Below are 22308 nucleotides of genomic sequence, written 5' to 3' on the forward strand. Positions count from 1 at the left end.
TCATGCGAAAACTATTGAATACAATCTATGTGACAAATGAGCAGGCGTATTTAACGCTGGAAAACAATAATCTCGTCTGTTCCATTAAAGATGAGACAAAACTGAAAGTTCCTCTGGACAATATCGAAGGCATTGTCTGTTTCAGCTATCTCGGGTGTTCGCCATCACTGATGGGAGAATGCGTCAAGAAACGGGTGCCAATCAATTATGTGTCGCCGGGTGGGAAGTTTCTTGCAAAAGTATATGGTGAGACAAAGGGAAATGTGTTTCTGCGCGTTCAGCAGATTGATCGGTTTCGGGAACAGGGGCTTCAACTTGCGAAAAATGAAACAGCGGCGAAGTTCAGTAATTGTATCGCAACAATAAAACGTACTCTGCACGATCATCCGGAATTAAAAGCGGATGAGAAAATCAATCATGTTGTTCAGACGTTGGAGGACGGTATAACGAAGGCGGAAGCGTGCAGTTCATTGAAATCTTTACTGGGAATAGAGGGTAATTGCGCGAGTTCATACTTCAGCATATTTCCCAAATTGATTATAGGAAATAGTCTCGGGGATACATTTCAATTCCGTAATATGCGACCGCCTCTCGATCCGGTCAATGCACTGCTTTCTTTTGCCTATACGCTGGAAACAATGGATTGCTCCGCGGCGCTTGAGACAGTGGGACTTGACAGCTATATCGGGTTTTACCACACGCTGCGGAGTGGCCGGCCTTCTCTGGCATGTGATATGGTTGAAGAATTTCGCAGTATCGGAGAGCGATTTGTTCTAACATTATTGAATCTTAAAATCATCGGGGAGAAGGATTTTGATCATCAGGTAACCGGCGCTGTATTGCTCAATGAGAATGGCCGAAAGAAATTTATTCAAAAGTGGCAGGAGAAGAAAAGGACGATGGTTTATCATCCCATCATCAGGGAGAAAATACCGTATGGCCTTTTACCCTATGTGCAGAGCAATCTTCTGGCAAAATATGTGCGTGGAGAAATGGAGGAGTATATCCCGGTCCTGTTAAAGCAGTTTTTAAAATGAGCAGTATTTTATCCGAAAGAAGAAAAATGATATGATGGTGGTAATCAGCTATGATGTATCCACAGAAACAACAGATGGGAAAAGACGTTTAAGAAAAGTAGCGAAGGCGTGCGAAGCGCATGCCCAGAGAGTGCAAAATTCGGTGTTCGAGGCGAATCTGGATTATTCGACTTTTCTCAAATTAAAAGAGGAGCTCCTGAAGATCATGGATAAGGATTCTGACAGTATGCGCTTCTATTATTTGGGAAATCATTGGAAACGGAGGATTGAACATATTGGCGTGAAGAGCGGATATGACCCGGAGGGAACGATTATTATTTGATGGAGGTGATTTGTCGGCGAACCTATGGTGATTGGAAAAATCGGTTAAGTTCGCAATGATAAAGAAAGAATAATGGACCCAAAATGCAACTAATTTGATGTATTTTCCGCCTCTCACCACAAATTCTGGCGCGGCCGAAAGAAATTTACAACATATTGCGGTCGCGCCCCGCGAGGGGCGTGTGAGTAGAAATCTGCCGCGCTCACACTGCCGGCCAAGCCATGGGTCGCGCCCCGCGAGGGGCGTGTGAGTAGAAATCTTTCACGCCGTGCGCGTCCAAAAATACACGCCCTGGTCGCGCCCCGCGAGGGGCGTGTGAGTAGAAATATGCTGTACGATGCCAGCAATATGCGGTGATGTGTCGCGCCCCGCGAGGGGCGTGTGAGTAGAAATTATCCGGGTCGTAGTATGGCGATGCATAATTTGTCGCGCCCCGCGAGGGGCGTGTGAGTAGAAATGATGGCCTTTTCTACTCGCGGAAGTTCATCCTGTCGCGCCCCGCGAGGGGCGTGTGAGTAGAAATCATCGTCCGGGATTTCAGCAGCCATTTCGAGTCCGCGTCGCGCCCCGCGAGGGGCGTGTGAGTAGAAATATTATCCGGATACTGGTGGAGCGTGTCCGAGTATGTCGCGCCCCGCGAGGGGCGTGTGAGTAGAAATTGTCACCTGGATCGACAGCGCCACGCTAAAGGCAGTCGCGCCCCGCGAGGGGCGTGTGAGTAGAAATCAACCTGCGGCCTTGCCTTGCCAGTCTCCACGTGTCGCGCCCCGCGAGGGGCGTGTGAGTAGAAATGTCATCGCCTTGTAGGTTTCCGGATCGTCGTTGTGTCGCGCCCCGCGAGGGGCGTGTGAGTAGAAATTATATCCTCCGGCTTAACCTTCCGGGATGCGTGTCGCGCCCCGCGAGGGGCGTGTGAGTAGAAATACTAAGGTGCAGGCAGGAGACGGTGACTGGACAAGTCGCGCCCCGCGAGGGGCGTGTGAGTAGAAATTATGGGGATGCTGCTGAGACGGCACTGGGAAGCAGTCGCGCCCCGCGAGGGGCGTGTGAGTAGAAATTACGCCGCTCTCGCCGGGATCTGGGGTCTCCCGCGTCGCGCCCCGCGAGGGGCGTGTGAGTAGAAATTCGATTGTAATCACGGCGAACGTCGATGACCCGTCGCGCCCCGCGAGGGGCGTGTGAGTAGAAATTACCGTTTCGCGATAGCCGTCCATGATCTTTCTCGTCGCGCCCCGCGAGGGGCGTGTGAGTAGAAATATCGGGGCGCGGGCTGGACATATAGACCGGCATGTCGCGCCCCGCGAGGGGCGTGTGAGTAGAAATTAATTGTTTCCCAAACTCCATCTTTCATGGCCTTATCGCCATAGATCACTTTCAGCAGCCATTTGTCATCTGGAAGGTTGTGTTCCTTGCGGTAGCTCTCGATCGGATTTACAACAGTGATATTATATTTATCAACGAACTGCTTTAATTCTTCGGTCAACATACTCCACCCTCCTGTAAACGCTTATGCCGTAAATTTTTCTTTCAATGTGTCCTGCAATACCTTCGAAAGGCTCAGCCCCTGCTTACTTACTTCTTCGTCCATCCATTTCGGGATGCTGACTGTCCTCCGCACTGCCCGGTTGTCCTTGATGTCTGCCCTCACGAAATTAACAAATTCATCCGGGTTAATGCTGATGCCAGACAGATCGCCCGGTTCAGGGATATCCTCGCCCTTGTCCAGCAAATAGCTGATCCATTCGGCAAGCGCCGATGCCGCCATGGTGATCGCATTGCCGAGGGATTTACCCTCGCTTATGCATCCGGGGAGGTCAGGGAAAGTAATCGTGTAGGAACCGTCGTCGCGGTTCAGGTGGAAGACTGCGGGATAAATGTATTCGCTTTTCATAGGTGCCTCCTTCAATTTTATATATTAAGGGGGGATGGGGCTTATTTCAGCCCCGCATCCCGGAGAATTTGTCTTGCTGTATTCTCATTGATCTCCCGGTGCTTGGGAACCATTACCGGCCTGCTTCCTGGTTTTTCGTAAATCTCGTGATCCCCGTCCCGGACTTTTTTATATCCGGCTTGCTTTAGCTGCCTTACCAGGTCTCTGTATTTCATTCCCCCGCCCTCCTTACAAATATATTGTAGTACGCAAATTACGTAATGTAAAGAGAGAAATGCACAAATTACGTAATTATTATTTCCCGCGGTGCGCCTCCGTCTCGATCTGATCGGTTCTACAACTTCCCCCGTCGCGCCCCGCGAGGGGCGTGTGAGTAGAAATAAAGATGGATCCCTGAATGTTTCTACTTCGGGTGCGTCGCGCCCCGCGAGAGGCGTGTGAGTAGAAATCGCCGTCATGACGGGACAACGACATTTTGGCGATGTCGCGCCCCCGAGGGGCGTGTGAGTAGAAATCCGGAATTCAGGTTCACGGAAAGAGCCAGATCAGTCGCGCCCCGCTTTGGGATCCTTTGCCTTCGCGTTGGCGAGGCCAAGCTCTACTGTGCTGTCTAGCTTGAGCTGGATAATGTCCTGGGCAGCCTTCTTGTTAGCCGCATGGAGTTCCGCTATCTTGGTGGTCAGCGCCTCGTTGTCCCCGGCAGACTTCTTCAGCTCGGCCAGCTGCTTCTCGTAGTCGCCAACCGTGCCCTTATACGTGTCACGTTCCTTCGTGACCGCATCCATCTCTGCGCGGGAAGTATTGATGTCCTTCCCGTTCTCGTCCATGATCTTATCGATCACGTCATCTGCAAGCCCAAGGTTCTTCAGAAAATCTCGTTTCATGTGCCTCCATCCTTTCATTCACGCTTTTTTACGAGGTTGCGCCTCCCATGATTAGCTGGTTTCTGGCTTTTTACGTCCTCCAGCAGGACAGCACCCGGCGCAGGAATTGAACCTGCATCCCTGCCGTGAAAGGGCAGCGGCTTTACCATTCGTCCAGCCGGGCATGAAAAAGGCACCGGCCATTTAGCCGATGCCCTGTTCTTTGATCAATTTTTTAAAACCTCACATCCCCGGAACGATCGCCTTGATGTCCTTGAGGAACTGCTTTGCTTTCTCGATCGTGCTGTTGTCATTAAGAAATTCAATCCCGGCCGGAGTGATCATGACGTCCTCCGTAAGTCTTGCAAGCTTATGGGTATTCCCGACAACCGGGACAAGCGGAACATTCCGGATGTACCCCTGTTCCACCAGGTCAGTGAGGATTGTATTCCAGTACGCCTCATTTACTGGAAACTGGTCGTTGTCATAGTGCAGGTACTCAAGGCTTGGCTATTCCCCCGCCTTCATGCACCCGTACAGATAGATTAAAATCCGGTAAATGACTACAAAATAATCATTCTTTGCCATAGAAGCCCCTCCTTTATGGACTCACTCTCCAGATAAACAAAAAACGGCGGGCTCCAGATGGCACAGCATTCAACTCTGCATCCAACAAGCCAACCGTTTTTAAAGAACTAAATTCGTAGATAAAATATTACACTTCACAATCTTCAAGCTTTTGCTTTTTTTCCTGTTCGCCGATTGTAAAATGAAGTTGGACATCTGAATAAAATAAAGATCCATGGCAGGATCTTTGGTAGAATGTAAGTCACCACAACAAACTTTCTACAGGAGAATCGCCACCATGGACTACTCTCATTCTACCATATCTTCCCATATAAAAGGCAAACATCTTTCGTATGAGGAACGGGTTCTTATTCAGATTCGTCTTAAAGACCACTACTCCATCCGGGCAATTGCCCGTGAGATCGGCTGCTCACCGAACACTGTCTCGAACGAAATAGCACGTGGCTCCGTTGCCTTGTATAACGGCCATGTGACCCGTTATAAGGCGTCTGCCGGTCAGAAAGCCTATGAGGACAACCGAAAGCACAGTTGCCGGCATTATGACTTCCTGAGCAGATCAGCGTTTCTGGAGTATGTGCTGAAACACTTTACAGAAGATGGCTGGTCATTGGACGCCTGCACTGGACGCGCTGTTCTCGATGGTGAATTTACCAGAGAGCAGATCGTCTGCACAAAAACGCTTTACCGCTATGTTGATCTTGGCCTCTTTGGCATCAGGAACCATAACCTTCCTGAAAAGCTGAAGCGTAAGTCCAAGAAACATAGAGTTCGGATCAACAAGAAAAAGCTGGGTCGCAGCATTGAGGAACGTCCCAGAGAGATCGAGTCCCGTGAGGAATTCGGGCACTGGGAATGTGACCTCGTATTGGGTGCCAAAACCCGGGATGATCAGGTCCTGCTCACTCTTGCTGAACGCAAAAGCCGTGAGTTCCTGATGCTTCCTATTGCAAACAAGACATCAGCGTGTGTCATGAAGGCAATTAAACAGCTTCAGGAGACTTACAGCGAACACTTCGGTGAAGTGTTCAAAACGATTACGACCGATAACGGTTCGGAATTCGCCGACCTTTCAGAACTTGAGAAGATGGCTGATACGCTTGTCTACTATGCCCATCCCTACACATCCTGCGATAAGGGAACCGTAGAGCGGCATAACGGCCTGATCAGAAGGTTCATACCAAAGGGTAAGCGGATTGATGACTTTACCGGTCAGCAGATCTCCGATGTGGAGACCTGGTGTAACTGCCTCCCACGGAAGATCCTGGGTTACAGAACCCCGGATGAAATCTTCGAGGAGGAAATCGACCGAATCTACCAGGCTACTGCCTAGCGGAGGGTGTCCAACTTGTTATTGCAATTTACCTTTTTTTCCTGTTCTATAATTTCTTTATATCTACGACGTTTTTTCTTAATGTACTCTGGCTCCTTATCTTCGGAAATCCTTTGTGCGCTTGTTCCCATTCTAGAAGTTCTGTAGATAATTCGAAATGCTCACGCGAAGCCCAGCCCATTACTTTTTCCTCCTGCTAAGCGTCCTTAGTTCTGTATATGCCTAATTCGTCCTTGGAGTTATACATACTAGTTTCACTGCTTTCACCAGCACATTATATGCGCCCATATTTATCAGTCCTTTCACAAAGATTACGGCGAAGCGTATGCTTTTCACGCTTCATAAGCGATCTTTTCCTTGAAGACCCCGTTCAGAAATTCCTTGCGGTGTCCGCCAAATAAGCTCTGCATCTGATCAAACAATACTGCATGAACTTTAGGCTTATTAACAATGTGAATCTCATTCTTCATAAAATCATATACAAGCTTTCCAGTCATATCCGCAGTCGTTTGACCATAGGCATATGAAACCGAATGCTCATCATGGCTAATCAGAATGCAATAAACCATCTGGCTCTCCTTTTTCTCCGACATCCTCGGCTAATTTTCACAAAGCTTATTGCTCATTGTTATCATACAAACGCTTTTGCTCTGCTTTAGCCAGCTCTCTCACTCTATCAAGCTTATGTTTAACATCCATAGGCATTTTGCTCTCTGGAACCCCGGAATTAGCGTTTCTCCAAGCGATCACCTCATCGTATAATTTCATCTGTTCCAACGATGCCCAAGCCATTATTTCACCTGCTTTCTCCATGTCCGGAACTCTGTATAGGCTTCATCAAACATGCCGGAATCAGCTTTCACTGCTTTGACCTGCACATTATATGCGCCCATATTTATCAGCCCTTTCACAAAGCTTGCGACAAAACGTGTGCTTTTCACGCTTCATAAGCGATCTTTTCCTTGAAGACCCCGTTCAGAAATTCCTTGCGGTGTCCGCCAAATAAGCTTTGTGCCTGTCTGATTAACACAGGATGTTTTTTTGGTCTTGTGATGATGTTAATTTCATTGTTTTTGAAATCATAGACAATTTCACCAGTAATGTCTGAAATATTTTCACCGTAAGCATACGTTACCGTACTTTCATTATGCTCGATCAGATTACAATAAACCATCAGGCTCCCCCTTTTCCCCAAGATCTTCAACTAATTTTTTACTCCAATCAAAGATTTGGGATGCTCTTTCATGTGCTTCCGCCATACTTAACTTATACTTTTTTTCAAGCTGGCTTTCAAGAAGCTCATGTTTAAGCAAGAGAATATCCCTGTCTTCCGGATGCCCTTCCCGCAGCCTGTTCCAGGCTACGGCCATATCATAATCAGGCGCCAGCAATCCATACCCGTCATACAGCTTATGCTTTTCAAAGAATACGTGGCGTTTGATTGTTTTATATCGTCTTTAGAAAAGCCCGTGGTTTCGGATATTTCATGGATATCATTTATCCTGCTGATTTTCCAGCAGATAGTGTAAAATATCCTGTGTAAACGGTAGCTCCTCAGATATAGAAAAAGGAACTGATTCCCCGTAAAGTGTTAAGCACCACACAAAACACGCACAGAGAAAGGGGTTCCTCTATGTCACATCTTAACACAGAACTGGCTACAGCGATGTTGAATCATGAATCTCTGGATGAGTTCTTCCGGGCTCATCTTGAGGAGGCCATGAACAATCTCCTCAAATCCGAATTGACGGACTTCCTGGGTTATGAAAAGCACAGCGCTCAGGGGTATGGATCCGGGAATAGCCGGAACGGTTACTATCAGCGGGAGCTCGATACCCGGTATGGAAAGCTTCACCTTCTCATTACAAGAGATCGTCAGGGGCGTTTTGACCAGTAGCTGATCCCGGAGTACGCCAGAAGAACGGATGATCTGGAAACAACGATGATCACCCTCTACAGGAAGGGCATCACGACAAGGAAGATTTCCGATCTCATCGAGAAGCTCTACGGGCATCACTACAGCCCGTCAACAATGTCAAACATCTCAAAGGCAGTCGCCGAACAGGTAAAGAAGTTCCACTCGCGTCCCCTGTCAGATAAATATGTCGTCATTTTTTTGGATGCCACCTATCTGAGCATACGCTGCGACACCGTCGCCAGATACATCCGCAATAAGGACCGCAAGACCGTCATGTGCGACCTGAAGAAGGTGTATCCATCGGGCTCTGCCGGAGAGGCGGAAAGAGTACAACGAGGATTCATGAAGGTATCCGCCGAGATACTGGAGATGTTTGAGCAGCAAGCTCAGGAATCAGCCGCATAACCTATTGACACAGATCAGGAAGTCTGACCCAGTTTACACAAAATACTTGACACAATCTTGCATGGGGATGAGATGATCTTTCAGGCGGAGCTTAGCCATTTCAAAAGTTTTCTTGCCACTGTAGTGTTCCGGACAGCTGTCGTAATTTTTGTTGCAATTTGATTTGATGTCGTGTAGCATAGGTGTAGTCTTTTGCCGCTTTTCAACGCGGCAGTGAGAAAATTTGCAGCTGTTCAGCACACGCCGGGGAGGCTGATGATGGCAGTGAATACCAGGAAAATGCATCCGCGCCGGGTGGACGGCGTGGTTTTTGATATGGATGGCGTCATCTTTGATTCTGAGAACCTGAACCTTTGCTGCTGGCACGAGATCGCGGCCAGGTACGGAATCCGGGATATCGATACGCCATGCCGGGCGGTAATCGGCAGAAATTCCGCGGAAGGCCGGCGGATCTTTAAGGAGTTCTATGGGCCGGATTTTCCTTATGAGGAACGGCGGGACGAAGTGCTCACGATGTTTCGGGAGAAGACGGAGAATGGTGAGCTCGCGGTCAAGAAGGGCGCGCGGGAACTGCTTTCCTTTCTCCGCGGCATGGGGAAGAAGATCGCCCTTGCCTCCTCAACGGACCGGGACCGCGTCCTATGGCAGCTGGATCATGCCGGACTTCTCGGTTATTTTGACACGGTGATCGGCGGGGATATGGTGAAAAAAAGTAAGCCGGATCCGGACATTTATCTGACGGCATGCCGGGAGGTGGGATTTCTCCCGGAGCATGCTTACGCGGTTGAGGATTCCTACAACGGTGTCCGTTCCGCCGCGGCGTCCGGCGCGCACACCATCATGGTGCCGGATCTGCTGCCGCCGGACAGTGAGATGGCCGGCCTCGCGGAGGTCATCGTCGATGATCTCTTTGAGGTTCGGGATTATCTGCGGAGAATATTTGCGGAGAGCTGTCCGGAATAAATTTTCCGGTGAAGACAGGCGGAAAGGAGGCGGTCCGCATGACCTGCGAGGAGGCTGAGCACCTGGTGACACCTTACATCAAGGGGCAGCTTGACGGCAGTGTGCTGGAGGACTTCCTTAAGCATGTGGACTCCTGTCCGGACTGCCGGGAGGAACTGGAAATCTACTATATGGTCAATGTTGGCCTGGAACAGCTGGACCGTGATGATGACAGCTTCGGAACGTTCAACATCGTGGGCAGGCTGAAAAAGCGGCTCGCGGAATCGCACGCGCATATCCGGCGCCTGCGCCGCATGGAGACCGTGACCTACGCGGTCGAGACAGTCGCCGCCATGGCGCTGATCGCCGCCACGGCGCTCCAGATCCGGATCTGGCTTTTTCCGTGATTCTGAAATCCCGGGAAAGGAAAGGGGGCGTGAACCGGCATTGACGGCATCTGCATTCCCCGGGGCGTGAACCGGTATCGACAGTATGGATACGCCCCGGAGGAGAGCGGCATGAACATCTGGCAGGGAGGAAAAATGGGAAAACTTCTGCTCATCGACGGACACAGCATTTTGAACCGGGCGTTCTATGGCGTGCCGGAGCTGACCAATCCGCAGGGGCTTCACACCAATGCGGTGTACGGCTTTCTGAATATTATGTTCAAGGTTTTGGACAGCGAGGCGGCGGATCATCTGGCGGTGGCCTTCGATCTGAGTGAGCCCACGTTCCGCCACCGGATGTACCCGGAATATAAGGGAACCCGGAAGCCGATGCCGGAGGAGTTACATGAGCAGGTTCCAGTCATGAAGGATGTGCTCACGGCGATGGGGGTACCGATCCTGACTAAGCCGGGATTTGAGGCGGACGACATCCTGGGTACAGTCGCGAAGAAAAGCCAGGCGGAAGGGATGGAGGTCACCATCCTCTCGGGAGACCGTGACCTCCTCCAGCTGGCGGATGAACATATCCGGATCTGCCTGCCGAAGACCGTGAAGGGGCAGACCGAGGTGCACAATTATTTTCCGGAGGATGTCCGGCGAGAATACCAGGTAACGCCGGCGGAGTTTATCGACGTCAAGGCGCTCATGGGAGATACTTCGGATAATGTCCCGGGGGTGCCCTCGATCGGGGAGAAGACGGCGACATCGATCATCGTGAATTTCCATTCGATCGAGAATGCTCATGAGCATATCGACGAGGTGAAGCCGCCGCGCGCGCAGAAGGCGCTGCGCGACCACTATGAGGATGCCGTATTCAGTAAGAAGCTGGTGACGATCTGCACCGACGTTGACCTGCCCTTTACGCTGGAGAGCGCCGAGGTGGGCAATCTCTACACGCCGGAGGCCTTTGAGAAGATGAAGGAGCTCGGATTCCGCTCCCTGCTTGCCCGCTTCGGGGAGCAGGGGACAGCAGAACTTCCGCTGGAGAAGAAATTCCGGAGAATTTCGACCGAGCAGGAGCTGGAACAGGCAGCCGGGAAGGCGGCCGGGGCGGATCACGCCGGCCTTGTGCTTCTTCCCGGAGGCGCCGGCATCGCCATCTCCTGGAGCGGGGAGGATGTCGTCTATGCTTTCGGGTCGGCGGCAGAGGAACCGGGGAAGGGTATTCGCCCGGAAGTTCTGAAAACGGCAGCGGAGAGCCTGCTTCTTCAAGCGCTCGGCGCAGAGGGCGGTGATGGCGGGAAGGATACTCTGTTCCGCGTATTTGTCCTGGATCTCAAGTCCATGCTGCCGGATCTCCCGGGGATTGACCGGAAGCTTGAGGAGGCCAAGGGAGAGGCCGCAACGCCCCTGGAAGCTGAGGAAGATGCCGCAAATCCCCTGGAGGCCGGGGGAAAAGCCGCCGCGCCCTGCCCTGGCATCCCGGGACAGCGCGTTGTGGCCGACGAGGGCGTTGCCGCCTATCTGCTGAACCCGCTGCGGGACAGCTACGGCTATGACGATATCGCGAGAGAATTTCTCGGGAGCACATTTCCCACCAGGGAGGAGCTTATAGGAAAGAGAACCTGGGCAGAAGCAATCCGGGACATGCCGGAGAAGGCGGGCAGCTGCCTGGGATATATGGCGTACACCGCCTGGGCTGCGGGTCCGGTGCTTCTCCGGGAACTCGAAAAATCCGGGATGACGGCTCTCTTTGTCGATATGGAAATGCCGGTTGTCAGCGCCCTCTACCATATGGAGCAGGCCGGCATCCGGGTGCGCCGGGAGGAACTCCGGGACTACGGCGCGAAGCTCGCGGTCAGCATCCGTGAGCTCGAGGAGGAGATTTACGCCGAGACCGGCAGGGAGTTTAATATCAATTCCCCGAAGCAGCTCGGCGAGATTCTCTTTGGGGAAATGCACCTGCCCGGCGGCAAGAAGACGAAGACGGGCTACTCGACGGCGGCTGGCGTCCTCGAGAAGCTCGCGCCGGAATACCCGTTTGTACGGAAGATCCTCGATTACCGCCAGGTCACGAAGCTGAAATCGACGTATGCGGACGGCCTGGACAGCTACATCCGGGAGGATGGCCGAATCCACGGCACGTTCAACCAGACGATCACGGCGACCGGCCGGATCAGCAGCACGGAGCCGAACCTCCAGAACATCCCGGTCCGCATGGAGCTCGGGAGAGAGATCCGGAAGGTCTTTGTGCCGGCGGAGGGCTGTCTCTTCACCGACGCGGATTATTCACAGATCGAGCTCCGCGTGCTCGCCCACATGTCCGGGGACGAGCACCTGATCGCCGCCTACCGGGACGCGGAAGACATCCACGCGATCACGGCGTCCCAGGTCTTCCATGTGCCACTCGATATGGTAACCCCGGAAATGCGCCGGAACGCGAAGGCTGTCAATTTCGGCATTGTATATGGCATCAGCGCCTTCGGCCTTTCCGACAACCTGAGCATTTCCCGGAAGGAAGCGATGGAATATATTGACCGGTACTTCGAGACGTACCCCGGCGTCAAGCATTTCCTCGACGGGCTTGTGGAGAAGGCGAAGGCACTCGGCTATTCCGAGACAATGTTCGGCAGGAGGCGGCCGATCCCGGAGCTCAAGAACCGGAATTTTGCCATCCGCCAGTTCGGTGAGCGCGTCGCCATGAACTCCCCGATCCAGGGGACGGCGGCGGATATCATCAAGATCGCCATGATCCGCGTGGACCGGAGGCTGCGACAGGAGGGGCTGAAATCCCGGCTTGTCCTGCAGATCCACGATGAGCTTCTGGTGGAGACGCAGGCGGAGGAAAAAGAGGAAGTCGCGAGGATTCTCACCGAGGAGATGAAGGGGGCTGCAAAGCTCAGGGTTGAGCTGGAGATCGGCATGAAGACCGGACTTTCCTGGTTTGAGACAAAGTGAGGGGCGTATGAAGTCAGTTTATCTGATTGGCGGCGTGGGCGCCGGCAAGAGTACCGTGTTGGATATCCTGAAGAAGGACTACGGTGCCGGGATCATCCAGGCGGACGAGGTGGCCAGGGAGCTGATGCAGCCGGGCAAGATCGGCCACCGGCAGGTGGTTGCCGCCATGGGGACGACCTTTCTTAGGCCGGACGGCAGTATCGACCGGCAGAAAATGGCGGAGGAAGTATTTTCCAACCGTGACGCGATTGGCATGATGAACGCGATCATCCACCCGCTTGTCTGGGACCGCATCCGGTTTATGATGGATCACTCGGACCGTGAACTCACAGTGGTTGAGGCGGCCATCTATGACGCGCCCCACAGGCCGTGGTTTGACGAGGTCTGGTATGTGTACGCGGACATTTCCACAAGGCTTCACCGCCTGATGGAGTCGCGGGGATACAGCGATGAGAAATGCCACGAGATCATGTCCAACCAGCGGTCGGACGCGGATTTCCGCAGGGTTGCCGACCATGTCATCGACAATTCCACCACGCTGGATGATGTCCGCCGGCAGCTTGAGGAGATTTTGGAAACATGAGGATGATGTCACTTGCCAGCGGAAGCAGCGGCAACTGTATCTATATCGGGAGCGAGAGCACCCATATCCTGGTGGACGCCGGGATCAGCGGGAAGCGGATCGAGCAGGGGCTCAACGAGGCCGGCCTCACCGGCAGGGATCTCGCGGGCGTCCTGGTAACCCATGAGCACAACGACCATATCCGCGGCCTCGGGGTGCTCGCGCGAAAGTACGGTCTTCCCATCTACGGGACGGCGGGGACGATCCGGGAAATCGGGCGGATCCGCCAGCTGGGCGCATTTCCGGAGGGCATCTTCCGGGAGATTGCCCCGGATCGGGATTTCGGCATCGGAGACCTTCTGGTCCAGCCATTTTCCATTGACCACGATGCTGCCGACCCGGTGGCCTACCGGGTGAAATGCGGGAACCGCCAGGTGGCGGTTGCTACGGACATGGGGCATTATGATGAATACATCATTTCCCATCTGCTGGATCTGGATGCGGCGCTTATTGAGGCAAACCACGATGTCCGGATGCTGGAGGCGGGGCCTTATCCCTATCCTTTGAAGAAGCGGATCCTCGGCGACCGCGGCCATCTCTCCAATGAGAACAGCGGGCGCCTGATCAGCCGGATTTTGAATGACCGGATCCGGCATATTTTTCTGGGCCACCTGAGCGCCCAGAACAATTATCCGGAGCTCGCCTATGAGACGGTGCGTCTGGAGATTGATGAGAGCGATACCCCATACCGGGCAGATAATTTTTCCATCTCTGTCGCCCGCAGGGACCGGATCTCGGAACTTATCACAGTGTGAACATCCAGGAGGAATGACATGAGCAAAATTATCGTGACCATCGTCGGCAAGGATCAGGTCGGCATCGTGGCAAAGGTCTGCAACTATCTTGCGGACAAAAACATCAATATTCTCGATATCACGCAGACGATCCTGCAGGGATATTTCAATATGATGATGATCGTCGATGTCTCCGGCATGACCGGCTCCTTCGACGCGATGCAGCAGGAGATGGCGGATCTCGGCAATTCCATGGGGCTGCGCATCCAGTGCCAGCGCGAGGAAATCTTCGAGAGCATGCATCGTCTTTGATTTCCGCGGGGAAAGGAGTTCGCCATGGTCAATATGCAAGAGGTTCTGGAAACCAATCAGATGATCTCCGCCGAGTGTCTGGATGTCCGTACCATCACGATGGGGATCAGCCTTCTGGACTGTATCGATACCGATCTCGGGAAAATGAATCAGAAGATTTACGAGAAAATTGTCCGCTATGCGGAGAAGCTCGTCGAGACCGGCGAGGAGATCGGCCGCGAGTTCGGCATCCCGATCGTTAACAAGAGAGTTTCGGTGACGCCGATCGGCCTCATCGGCGCGGCGGCGTGCAAGACGCCGGACGACTTCGTGGAGATCGCGAAGACGCTGGACCGGGCGGCCCACACGATCGGCATCAACTTTATCGGCGGATATTCCGCCCTGGTCAACAAGGGCATGACCCCTGCGGAGGAGAACCTTCTCCGTTCCATCCCGAAGGCGCTCGCCGAGACTGAGCTCGTCTGCAGCTCGGTCAATGTCGGCAGCACGAAGACCGGCATTAACATGGATGCGGTGCGCCTCATGGGGCAGGTGGTCCGGGAGACCGCGGAGGCGACGAAGGAGAAGGATTCGCTCGGCTGCGCGAAGCTTGTCGTGTTCTGTAACGCGCCGGATGACAACCCGTTCATGGCCGGCGCGTTTCACGGCGTCACCGAGGCGGACGCGATCATCAATGTCGGTGTCTCCGGCCCGGGCGTGATGAAGGCCGCCCTGGCAAATGTCCGCGGCGCGGATTTTGAGGTTCTCTGTGAGACCATCAAGAAGACTGCGTTCAAGATCACCCGCGTCGGCCAGTTGGTGGCCCAGGAGGCGTCTAAGCGCCTTGGCGTTCCCTTCGGGATCATCGACCTTTCGCTTGCCCCGACGCCGGCGATCGGCGACAGTGTCGCGGATATCCTTGAGGAGATCGGTGTGGAGAGCACCGGCGCTCCGGGAACCACGGCAGCCCTTGCCCTCCTGAATGACCAGGTGAAGAAGGGCGGGATCATGGCGTGCTCGTATGTCGGTGGCCTCTCTGGCGCCTTCATCCCGGTCAGCGAGGATCAGGGCATGATCAATGCCGTGGAGCGCGGCTCGCTCTCCATCGAGAAGCTGGAAGCCATGACCTGCGTCTGCTCGGTCGGCCTGGACATGATCGCGATCCCCGGGGACACGAAGGCTACGACGATCGCAGGCATCATCGCGGACGAGGCGGCGATCGGCATGGTCAACCAGAAGACCACCGCGGTACGCGTGATCCCGGTCATCGGCAAGAGCGTGGGCGATACCGTGGAATTCGGCGGCCTGCTCGGCCATGCGCCGATCATGCCGGTGAACACATTTGCCAGCGACAATTTCGTGAACCGCACCGGGCGGATTCCCGCACCGGTCCACTCATTCAAGAACTGATCTCCCGGGAGACGATTATGGGACCGGTTCGCCACAGATTCCGGCACTGCCCGCCCTTTTCGGCGGCGCAGATGCCGTAGATGCGGCACGCATCCATTTCTTTCTGGAACAGGGCGAAGGCCAGCGGATTGAGAATGTCCGCGGCCTCCGCCTTTTTTGTGAGGAACGGGAGGCCTGAACGGGATTTCAGCTCGCGGATGACGCCGCTTCTCTCCCGGCGGAAGCCGAGGATCTCGGCATAGAGGCAGCTCATCCGGCCGCCGGGGCGGACAAGCCCCTTCCGGAACCGGTCTGCCTCAGTTTTCCGGATGCCGAGCAGCAGGCGGGCCAGGCCGCGGGAGACCGCGGTCCTTGTGATGTTCCGCGTCTTTAGGGCATCCACGGTCTCCCCGAAGGTGCGGGGGTCAACCGGGAGGTTTTTGAGGCGGAGCCCCAGGCCGTGCCCCAAGCCGTCGATGGCTTCCGGATGACTCTCCCGGATGACCGCGTACTGGAGAAGCGGGGAGAAATCCTCCGGAAAGAGCGGGACTTCCCCTTCGTAGGCGGGTAGGGTGGCCTCCGGGACGAGGCTGCCCGGACAGGCGGCGCTTCCCGCCATGCGGATTTCCTCGGGAGCCATGTTTTCGCGGGATAGAACCGCCCCGGGAATGGCAGAGGGATTTCCGCCATTTTTCCGGAGGATGCGTCGGATTTCCTCTGCGGAGGCGGGGCCGTGATAGCCGCCGTCCTCCCGCCGGACCGTGCAGAAGCTTACATGGCTCCCGATCCTTTTGGCCGCGGCCAGATACTCGATCCCCAGAAGGTTGTTGGGGGAGGAGAGGAGCTCGTGAAGCTCGCCGGCAAGCTCCGGGTAAATCCCCGCGAGCGCCTTCTCCCTTGCGGCGGGGAAGGTCATCCCGAGGCGCATATTTTCCCGGAGGGCTGTGCCATAGGCTTCCGGTTCCCTTGCGAGAATGTCTGCGGTCATGGAGAGAGCGCTGAGATCCCCGCTCTCGCTCCCGAAGCAGAGGGCGTCGAGGCCGAGCGCGTCAGCCAGGGCGACGCCGGCCCTCGCGAAATCCGGCGCGGCAGCGGAGGCAAAGGCCGCGGGGAGCGAGACGATGAGATCCGCGCCGCCGAGAAGGGCGGCTTTTGCCCGGGCCTCCCGGGAGAAGACCGCCGGCTCCCCGCGCTGTACGAAGGGGCCGCTCATGATGATGACGCAGGCATCAGCCCCGGCAAGCTCTTTTGCTTTTCTGATCTGATAGGCATGACCCGCGTGAAACGGGTTATACTCCGCGATAATCCCGACGATCCGCATAATTTCCTCCCTGCCGGTCATCCTGCCGGCAGGTTTATTTTATCAGGAAAATGCCCGGCATTCCACCGTGCGGCGGTTCAGGGGTCTGCCTGAAACTCCGGGAACTGCCTGGCAGGCGGCCAGGCGCGGCAGGTGCTCGGAGCCCTGCACGTGCTGGGCAGCCCCATATTCCGGATATATCCTGAACCTAACTGCAATATGCACAAATCCATGGAAAATTATCTGCCTAAAATCGTGATTATTTCAAATAATTCACAAAAATATCACAATAGTTAAAAGAAGTTATACAGGGAAAGGTTTTTATGTTATAATCACCATATATTATGAATATGCCAAATCGAATAATTTACTATTCAATGCGGCAGAAGGAAACGTAAAAGGAGGGTAAAGTTATGAAAAAATTTATTGCACTCAGCCTGGCCGGAATTATGGCAGCATCTCTGGCAGCGTGCGGCGGTTCTTCGTCCAGCAGCAGCACGACAGCAGCGGCGGCAGGCGGCGAGACCACAAAAGCGGCAGCAGAGTCGGCGGCAGCAGCACCGGCGGCTTCCGGTGACAAGGAGAGCCTGACGTTCGCGTCCGGCGGCACGACAGGCACCTACTACGCGGTTGGCGGCGTACTTTCCACCGTGCTGAATCCGATTCTGACCAAGTCCAACATCACTGTGGCATCGACCGGCGCCTCCAAGGCGAATATCCAGATGATCGATGACGGCGACGCCCAGCTGGGCATCGTGCAGAACGATGTTATGTACTATGCGTACACCGGGACTGACCTCTTCGAGTCTGAGGGCAAGATCGATACCTTCAACGCGGTTGCCGGCCTGTATGATGAGACTGTCCAGATTGTTACCTGCGATCCCTCGATCAAGTCGGTGGCAGATCTTAAGGGCAAGAAGGTTTCCGTCGGCGACGCGGGATCCGGCGTGGAGTTTAACGCGAAGCAGATCCTCGGGGCTTATGACCTGACCTTTGATGATATCCAGAAGCAGAACCTCTCCTTCGGCGATTCCGCGGATTCCCTGAAGGACGGCAAGATCGACGCGGCATTCGTCGTTGCCGGCGCGCCGACAACCGCGGTTGTCGACCTCGCGACCACGAAGGATGTCAACCTTGTCCAGCTTGATGACGAGCACATCAAGAAGCTTCAGGATAAGTATGATTTCTACACCGAGACCGTCATCCCGGCAGACACCTACAAGGGGCTTTCCGGCGACGCGACCACGGTTTCCGTCCGCGCGACCATCATCGCTTCCACCGATGTCAGCGAGGACGCGATCTATGAATTTACCAAGGCGATGTTCGACAACAAGGATGACCTTGCGGCAGGACATGACAAGTTCAAGAGCCTCAGCCTGGACGATGCGACCAAGGGGATCAGCGTTCCGTTCCATCCGGGTGCCAAGAAGTATTTCAAGGAGCAGGGCGTCACTGTAGAGTAATCCATGGCTTCACGGAACAAAAAGAGGGCGGCGGCCGGACTGCTGGTCACAGCGGCGGCTGCCGCCATTTTCATCATGATTGTGCTCGGGAATTTCCGGTGGCTCATTCTCACGAATCCGGACACCGGCGCCGAGTACGGGCGCTTCCCGGTGAGGGTGGGAAGCAGCTTCAGCGTCACCTTCATCCATTCGGTCAACAAATATCCGCTGACCGACTATTATGAGATCCGGCGCGACGGCATCTATGTGACGAAGACAAAATACGCGAACTTCGGGGCAGGCGTCCAGACAGAGCTCGATGAGGGGGAGTCCCTGTCCTATGATGCGTCGGACGGAAGCATGATTGTGTCCGGATTTAACCGGAGGATGGACAGGCTGATTTACATCGTGGGAACGGTATCCGATCACACGCTCACGATCGGGGGCAGGAGGGAGATCAGTCTCCGTGGCCTCTGCGGGCGGAATGCCAAGGTTTTATTTACCAGCAGGAAGCTTACCGGAGATTAAGCCCGGAAAAAGGGGAGAATTCCGGAAGATCAGAAAAGAGGGTAACTGTTCAGGATCCCGCATCTCGAGAAATTTTGCTTACCCCGCTTGCGCTGAACAGGGCCAAAAATTGACAGGAGGGAAATGGCTTTGGAAGAGAAAGAGAAGAAGGTTCCGATATCATCCGCGGAAACGCCGGACACGGCGGTCGGGACGATGGAAGATGTCAATGAGATTATGAAAAAATATGACCGGGAGTCCAACACCCGGCCATGGACCGGGGTACCGGGAAAGGTGATCCAGATCCTTCTGGCGGCATTCGCTGTGTTTGTGATCTACATGAACCTGTTTGCCACCTGGGATGAGCGCGTGCGCCGCTGCACATTCCTCGGCTTTGTGATCCTGTTCGTCTTCATCCTGTTCCCGATCCGGAAGGGCATGAAGAACCAGAAAGCGAACCGCATTCCGGTCTATGACGTGATTCTCGCTCTCGCGGGAAGCGGAAGCTTTTTCTATTTTGTATTCAACAGCAGCAAGATCATCGACCATGGCACCAGGATCACCAGCCTGGAGATCGCGCTCGGCATTATCGGCATCCTGATTCTCGCCGAGTGCTGCCGCCGCGTCACCGGTATCCCGATCCTTGTGGTTGCCTCCTGCTTCATTATTTATTCGTTCTATTTCTTCATCGCGGTGAAAAACCAGGATCTCGCCAAGGTTGTGCGCAAGGTGGTCTATAACCTGTTCTACACGACCACCGGCGTCATCGGGACTCCGGTCGGCGTCTGCTCGACCTATATTGTCCTCTTCATTATCTTCGGCGCGTTCCTTGAGGCGACCGGAATCGCCGATTTCTTCATCGCCTGCGCGAACTGCATTGCCGGTTGGGCGACGGGCGGCCCGGCGAAGGTTTCCGTCATTTCCTCCGCACTCTGCGGCATGGTTTCCGGATCCTCTGTCGGCAACACGGTAACCACCGGTTCCGTCACCATCCCGATGATGAAGAAGACCGGCTATCCGCCGGAATTTGCCGGCGCTGTTGAGGCGGCTTCCTCTACAGGCGGCCAGATCATGCCGCCGATCATGGGTGCGGCAGCCTTCCTGATGGCCGAGATGATCGGCGTTCCGTACGCCGACATCGTTGTGCGGGCAATCCTCCCGGCGATCCTTTATTTCACCGGCATTTTCCTGGAGGTGCACCTCCGCGCGAAGCGCCTTGGCCTGAAGGGCATCCCGAGGGAAGAACTCCCGAAGGCAAAGAGGCTGCTTCCCAAGTTTTACCTGCTGATCCCGCTGGCTGTCCTGGTCTACATGATCATCAAGGGATACACGATGAGCCGGTCGGCTATTTTTGCGACGATCCTGTGCATCGTGGTTTCCCTGTTTGACAAGGAACACCGGATGACGCCGGAGAAGTTCCTGAATACCCTGGCCACCGGAACAAAGAACACGCTGAGTATCGCTGTCGCCTGCGGTATCGCCGGCATCATCGCCGGTGTCGTGACGATGACCGGCCTCGGGCAGGTGTTCATCTCCGCAATCGTCGGCGTTTCCCACGGGAAGCTCATGATCGCCCTGCTCCTGACTATGGTCTGCTGCGTGATCCTGGGCATGGGTGTTCCGACCACCGCGAACTACATCATCATGGCAACCACCTGCGCGCCGATCCTGACCACCGGCATGGGACTCAACGCGATGTGCGCCAACATGTTCGTTTTCTATTTCGGTATCGTCGCGGATATCACCCCGCCGGTAGCCCTCGCGGCTTACGCGGGGTCGGCGATCGCGAAATCCGATCCGATGAAGACGGCCTTCCAGGCTACCCGCCTCGCGATTGCCGCATTCCTGATTCCGTACATTTTCTGCCTGAATCCGGCGATGCTGTTCATCGATACGACGGCAATTCAGGTCATCCAGGTTATTGTGACCAGCTTTATCGGCATGTTTGCCATCGCCTCGGCAATCGAGGGCTATATGTTCCGCAATCTTCTGCCGGTTACCCGGATCATCCTCGCGGCGGCAGGCCTGATGATGCTGTATCCGGGAACGGTGACCGATCTCGTCGGCATCGCCCTCGTTGTGGCGATGTTCATCTTTGAACACGCGATGGCGAAGAAAGACAGCGCGGCAGCGTAACCCTCCGGGGCTTCCTCCGGTTTCTGACAGAACTTAAGAGCATAGTGTTTTGCGGATCTGATCCGCCGGCAGCTGTTTTGGATAAATGGCACTGCCGGCGGATTTTCCGCTATCTGGTCGTTAAAAATTTAATTAAAGCTTTCGGGGTTGTATACAATTTTTCAGTGTGGTATAAAATTATTGGAATTTATATCTTACTCGTACCATTCACGAAAGGGGTATTGAACAATGGCATTTATTGATGAAATGATGGCAAAGGCCAAGCAGGATAAGAAGACGATCGTTCTGCCGGAGTCCATGGATGAGAGGACATTCGCGGCGGCAGAGAAGATCCTCAAGCAGGGGATTGCGAACCTGATTATCATCGGCAAGCCGGAGGATGTGGAGAAGAACGGCAAGAACTATGATATCTCAGGCGCGACGATCGTTGATCCGTTCAATGACCCGAATAAGCAGAAATATATCGACAAGTTCGTGGAGCTGAGAGCGAAGAAGGGCATGACTCCGGAAGCTGCGAAGGAGCAGATGGAGAAGGATTATATGTATTATGCCTGCCTGATGTGCAAGTGCGGCGATGCCGACGGCGTTGTCTCCGGTGCCTGCCATTCCACGGGCAACACCATCCGTCCGGCGCTGCAGCTGCTGAAGACCAAGCCGGGCATCCACAGCGTTTCCGGCTTCTTCGTTGTTGAGGTGCCGAACTGCGAGTACGGCGAGCAGGGCAGATTCGTCTTCGCGGACTGCGCGGTAAACACCGATTTCGATTCCCCGAAGCTGGCTGAGATCGCCGAGCTGTCCGCGGATTCCTTCCGCCAGTTCATCGGTGCTGAGCCGAAGGTTGCGATGCTTTCTTACTCCACGATGGGCAGCGCGAAGCATGACGATGTGACCAAGGTCGCTGAGGCGGTCAAGCTGGTGAAGGAGCAGAGGCCGGACATCAAGGTTGACGGGGAAATGCAGGTTGACGCAGCCCTGGATTCCACCGTCGCGAAGCTCAAGGCTCCGGGCAGCCCGGTTGCCGGCCAGGCCAACACCCTCGTTTTCCCGAGCCTCGAGGCAGGAAATATCGGCTACAAGCTGGTGCAGAGGCTGGCCAAGGCCAATGCGTACGGCCCGGTTCTCCAGGGTCTCTCCATGCCGGTCAACGACCTCTCCCGCGGCTGCTATGCGGATGATATTGTCGGCGTCGTTGCCATGACCGCTGTTCAGGCGCAGGAAGCGAATAAGTAATTGCAAAATCAGGAGGA

General features: G+C 54.6%; 23 protein-coding genes, 1 tRNA gene, 1 pseudogene and 1 CRISPR repeat array. Of the genes and pseudogenes, 15 read left to right on the forward strand and 10 right to left on the reverse strand.

Annotated elements, in window-relative coordinates; genetic code table 11:
• Positions 1-14 precede the first annotated feature (14 nt).
• Complete coding sequence (gene cas1, locus ISF27_RS02355) at positions 15-1037, forward strand: CRISPR-associated endonuclease Cas1 (RefSeq protein WP_235985989.1); 1023 nt, start codon at positions 15-17, stop codon at positions 1035-1037.
• A gap of 31 nt (positions 1038-1068) precedes the next feature.
• Positions 1069-1359, forward strand: a complete 291-nt coding sequence (cas2, locus tag ISF27_RS02360; RefSeq protein WP_194608764.1) for a CRISPR-associated endonuclease Cas2 — start codon at positions 1069-1071, stop codon at positions 1357-1359.
• A 160-nt stretch (positions 1360-1519) separates the two neighbouring features.
• Positions 1520-2682: direct repeats of the CRISPR family, unit length 33 nt; unit sequence GTCGCGCCCCGCGAGGGGCGTGTGAGTAGAAAT.
• A 184-nt stretch (positions 2683-2866) separates the two neighbouring features.
• On the opposite strand, the gene ISF27_RS02365 is transcribed toward cas2, so the two are convergent.
• The 5 genes from ISF27_RS02365 to ISF27_RS02385 form a co-directional block, all read right to left on the reverse strand.
• Positions 2867-3250, reverse strand: a complete 384-nt coding sequence (locus ISF27_RS02365; RefSeq protein ID WP_194608765.1) for a type II toxin-antitoxin system HicB family antitoxin — start codon at positions 3248-3250, stop codon at positions 2867-2869.
• Positions 3251-3291: 41 nt separating this feature from the next.
• Entirely contained in the window at positions 3292-3465 is a 174-nt protein-coding gene (locus ISF27_RS02370; protein WP_194608766.1) for a type II toxin-antitoxin system HicA family toxin, read from the reverse strand.
• A 330-nt stretch (positions 3466-3795) separates the two neighbouring features.
• A complete protein-coding gene (locus tag ISF27_RS02375) occupies positions 3796-4134 on the reverse strand; it encodes a phage scaffolding protein (RefSeq protein ID WP_194608768.1) in 339 nt (112 codons plus the stop codon).
• 91 nt (positions 4135-4225) lie between these two features.
• Positions 4226-4297 (reverse strand) — tRNA-Glu (locus ISF27_RS02380).
• Positions 4298-4356: 59 nt separating this feature from the next.
• On the reverse strand, positions 4357-4608 hold the full coding sequence (locus tag ISF27_RS02385; protein WP_194609635.1) for a YjcQ family protein: 252 nt from the start codon (positions 4606-4608) through the stop codon (positions 4357-4359).
• Positions 4609-4978: 370 nt separating this feature from the next.
• Here ISF27_RS02385 and ISF27_RS02390 point away from each other — a divergent pair, with 370 nt between their 5' ends.
• Entirely contained in the window at positions 4979-6031 is a 1053-nt protein-coding gene (locus ISF27_RS02390; RefSeq protein ID WP_194609583.1) for an IS30 family transposase, read from the forward strand.
• A 332-nt stretch (positions 6032-6363) separates the two neighbouring features.
• On the opposite strand, the gene ISF27_RS02395 is transcribed toward ISF27_RS02390, so the two are convergent.
• The 4 genes from ISF27_RS02395 to ISF27_RS02410 form a co-directional block, all read right to left on the reverse strand.
• A complete protein-coding gene (locus ISF27_RS02395; protein WP_194608770.1) occupies positions 6364-6624 on the reverse strand; it encodes a hypothetical protein in 261 nt (86 codons plus the stop codon).
• Positions 6625-6646: 22 nt separating this feature from the next.
• Positions 6647-6844, reverse strand: coding sequence for a hypothetical protein (locus ISF27_RS02400; RefSeq protein WP_194608771.1), 198 nt, complete (start codon positions 6842-6844; stop codon positions 6647-6649).
• Between the two features lie 124 nt (positions 6845-6968).
• Positions 6969-7205, reverse strand: coding sequence for a hypothetical protein (locus tag ISF27_RS02405; RefSeq protein WP_194608772.1), 237 nt, complete (start codon positions 7203-7205; stop codon positions 6969-6971).
• A complete protein-coding gene (locus tag ISF27_RS02410; protein WP_194608773.1) occupies positions 7192-7401 on the reverse strand; it encodes a hypothetical protein in 210 nt (69 codons plus the stop codon). Before ISF27_RS02410 ends, ISF27_RS02405 begins: the two co-directional genes overlap by 14 nt.
• Positions 7402-7664: 263 nt before the next feature.
• On the opposite strand from ISF27_RS02410, the pseudogene ISF27_RS13215 reads away from it, so the two are divergent.
• The 8 genes and pseudogenes from ISF27_RS13215 to ISF27_RS02455 all read left to right on the forward strand — a co-directional run bounded on the left by ISF27_RS13215 (position 7665) and on the right by ISF27_RS02455 (position 15697).
• A pseudogene (locus ISF27_RS13215) lies at positions 7665-8354 on the forward strand (transposase).
• A 213-nt stretch (positions 8355-8567) separates the two neighbouring features.
• A complete protein-coding gene (locus ISF27_RS02425) occupies positions 8568-9317 on the forward strand; it encodes an HAD family hydrolase (protein ID WP_328701480.1) in 750 nt (249 codons plus the stop codon).
• Between the two features lie 8 nt (positions 9318-9325).
• Positions 9326-9703, forward strand: coding sequence for an anti-sigma factor family protein (locus ISF27_RS02430; protein WP_328701481.1), 378 nt, complete (start codon positions 9326-9328; stop codon positions 9701-9703).
• A gap of 135 nt (positions 9704-9838) precedes the next feature.
• The gene (gene polA, locus ISF27_RS02435) at positions 9839-12640 is read left to right on the forward strand and encodes a DNA polymerase I (protein ID WP_194609643.1); all 2802 of its coding nucleotides are present in this window, start codon (positions 9839-9841) and stop codon (positions 12638-12640) included.
• Between the two features lie 7 nt (positions 12641-12647).
• On the forward strand, positions 12648-13223 hold the full coding sequence (gene coaE / locus ISF27_RS02440) for a dephospho-CoA kinase (protein ID WP_194608775.1): 576 nt from the start codon (positions 12648-12650) through the stop codon (positions 13221-13223).
• Positions 13220-14017 (forward strand): MBL fold metallo-hydrolase, encoded by a 798-nt coding sequence (locus tag ISF27_RS02445; protein WP_194608776.1) that lies wholly within the window; start codon positions 13220-13222, stop codon positions 14015-14017. Before coaE ends, ISF27_RS02445 begins: the two co-directional genes overlap by 4 nt.
• A gap of 18 nt (positions 14018-14035) precedes the next feature.
• Positions 14036-14308, forward strand: coding sequence for an ACT domain-containing protein (locus tag ISF27_RS02450; RefSeq protein ID WP_194608777.1), 273 nt, complete (start codon positions 14036-14038; stop codon positions 14306-14308).
• Between the two features lie 24 nt (positions 14309-14332).
• Complete coding sequence (locus ISF27_RS02455) at positions 14333-15697, forward strand: PFL family protein (protein ID WP_194608779.1); 1365 nt, start codon at positions 14333-14335, stop codon at positions 15695-15697.
• Here the strand turns inward: ISF27_RS02455 and ISF27_RS02460 are convergent.
• Positions 15687-16997, reverse strand: coding sequence for a nucleotidyltransferase family protein (locus ISF27_RS02460; protein ID WP_194608783.1), 1311 nt, complete (start codon positions 16995-16997; stop codon positions 15687-15689). The two genes, ISF27_RS02455 and ISF27_RS02460, sit on opposite strands and share 11 nt — an antisense overlap.
• Before the next feature lie 392 nt (positions 16998-17389).
• Between ISF27_RS02460 and ISF27_RS02465 the strand changes: the two genes are divergently transcribed.
• The 4 genes from ISF27_RS02465 to pta all read left to right on the forward strand — a co-directional run bounded on the left by ISF27_RS02465 (position 17390) and on the right by pta (position 22291).
• Positions 17390-18439: a TAXI family TRAP transporter solute-binding subunit gene (locus ISF27_RS02465; RefSeq protein ID WP_194608786.1), complete on the forward strand. Its 1050-nt coding sequence runs from the start codon at positions 17390-17392 to the stop codon at positions 18437-18439.
• Positions 18440-18442: 3 nt separating this feature from the next.
• On the forward strand, positions 18443-18946 hold the full coding sequence (locus ISF27_RS02470) for a DUF1850 domain-containing protein (protein WP_194608790.1): 504 nt from the start codon (positions 18443-18445) through the stop codon (positions 18944-18946).
• 123 nt (positions 18947-19069) lie between these two features.
• Complete coding sequence (locus ISF27_RS02475) at positions 19070-21061, forward strand: TRAP transporter permease (RefSeq protein ID WP_194608792.1); 1992 nt, start codon at positions 19070-19072, stop codon at positions 21059-21061.
• A 228-nt stretch (positions 21062-21289) separates the two neighbouring features.
• Positions 21290-22291, forward strand: a complete 1002-nt coding sequence (pta, locus tag ISF27_RS02480) for a phosphate acetyltransferase (RefSeq protein ID WP_194608794.1) — start codon at positions 21290-21292, stop codon at positions 22289-22291.
• Positions 22292-22308 lie beyond the last annotated feature (17 nt).

The sequence above is a fragment of the Clostridium vitabionis genome (genome assembly GCF_015351765.1).
GTDB classification, from domain to species: Bacteria; Bacillota; Clostridia; order Lachnospirales; family Lachnospiraceae; genus Clostridium_R; species Clostridium_R vitabionis.

Excerpts from the sequence above, each read along its gene's own strand:
- ISF27_RS02405 (WP_194608772.1), bottom strand. The coding sequence starts at position 7,205 with ATGGTTTATTGTAATCTGATCGAGCATAATGAAAGTACGGTAACGTAT.
- ISF27_RS02370 (WP_194608766.1), bottom strand. The coding sequence starts at position 3,465 with ATGAAATACAGAGACCTGGTAAGGCAGCTAAAGCAAGCCGGATATAAA.
- ISF27_RS02450 (WP_194608777.1), top strand. The coding sequence starts at position 14,036 with ATGAGCAAAATTATCGTGACCATCGTCGGCAAGGATCAGGTCGGCATC.
- polA (WP_194609643.1), top strand. The coding sequence starts at position 9,839 with ATGGGAAAACTTCTGCTCATCGACGGACACAGCATTTTGAACCGGGCG.
- ISF27_RS02375 (WP_194608768.1), bottom strand. The coding sequence starts at position 4,134 with ATGAAACGAGATTTTCTGAAGAACCTTGGGCTTGCAGATGACGTGATC.
- ISF27_RS02470 (WP_194608790.1), top strand. The coding sequence starts at position 18,443 with ATGGCTTCACGGAACAAAAAGAGGGCGGCGGCCGGACTGCTGGTCACA.
- ISF27_RS02465 (WP_194608786.1), top strand. The coding sequence starts at position 17,390 with ATGAAAAAATTTATTGCACTCAGCCTGGCCGGAATTATGGCAGCATCT.
- ISF27_RS02410 (WP_194608773.1), bottom strand. The coding sequence starts at position 7,401 with ATGGCCGTAGCCTGGAACAGGCTGCGGGAAGGGCATCCGGAAGACAGG.
- coaE (WP_194608775.1), top strand. The coding sequence starts at position 12,648 with ATGAAGTCAGTTTATCTGATTGGCGGCGTGGGCGCCGGCAAGAGTACC.
- ISF27_RS02400 (WP_194608771.1), bottom strand. The coding sequence starts at position 6,844 with ATGGAGAAAGCAGGTGAAATAATGGCTTGGGCATCGTTGGAACAGATG.
- ISF27_RS02475 (WP_194608792.1), top strand. The coding sequence starts at position 19,070 with ATGGCTTTGGAAGAGAAAGAGAAGAAGGTTCCGATATCATCCGCGGAA.
- cas2 (WP_194608764.1), top strand. The coding sequence starts at position 1,069 with ATGATGGTGGTAATCAGCTATGATGTATCCACAGAAACAACAGATGGG.
- ISF27_RS02445 (WP_194608776.1), top strand. The coding sequence starts at position 13,220 with ATGAGGATGATGTCACTTGCCAGCGGAAGCAGCGGCAACTGTATCTAT.
- ISF27_RS02365 (WP_194608765.1), bottom strand. The coding sequence starts at position 3,250 with ATGAAAAGCGAATACATTTATCCCGCAGTCTTCCACCTGAACCGCGAC.
- ISF27_RS02390 (WP_194609583.1), top strand. The coding sequence starts at position 4,979 with ATGGACTACTCTCATTCTACCATATCTTCCCATATAAAAGGCAAACAT.
- ISF27_RS02395 (WP_194608770.1), bottom strand. The coding sequence starts at position 6,624 with ATGTCGGAGAAAAAGGAGAGCCAGATGGTTTATTGCATTCTGATTAGC.
- ISF27_RS02460 (WP_194608783.1), bottom strand. The coding sequence starts at position 16,997 with ATGCGGATCGTCGGGATTATCGCGGAGTATAACCCGTTTCACGCGGGT.
- pta (WP_194608794.1), top strand. The coding sequence starts at position 21,290 with ATGGCATTTATTGATGAAATGATGGCAAAGGCCAAGCAGGATAAGAAG.
- ISF27_RS02455 (WP_194608779.1), top strand. The coding sequence starts at position 14,333 with ATGGTCAATATGCAAGAGGTTCTGGAAACCAATCAGATGATCTCCGCC.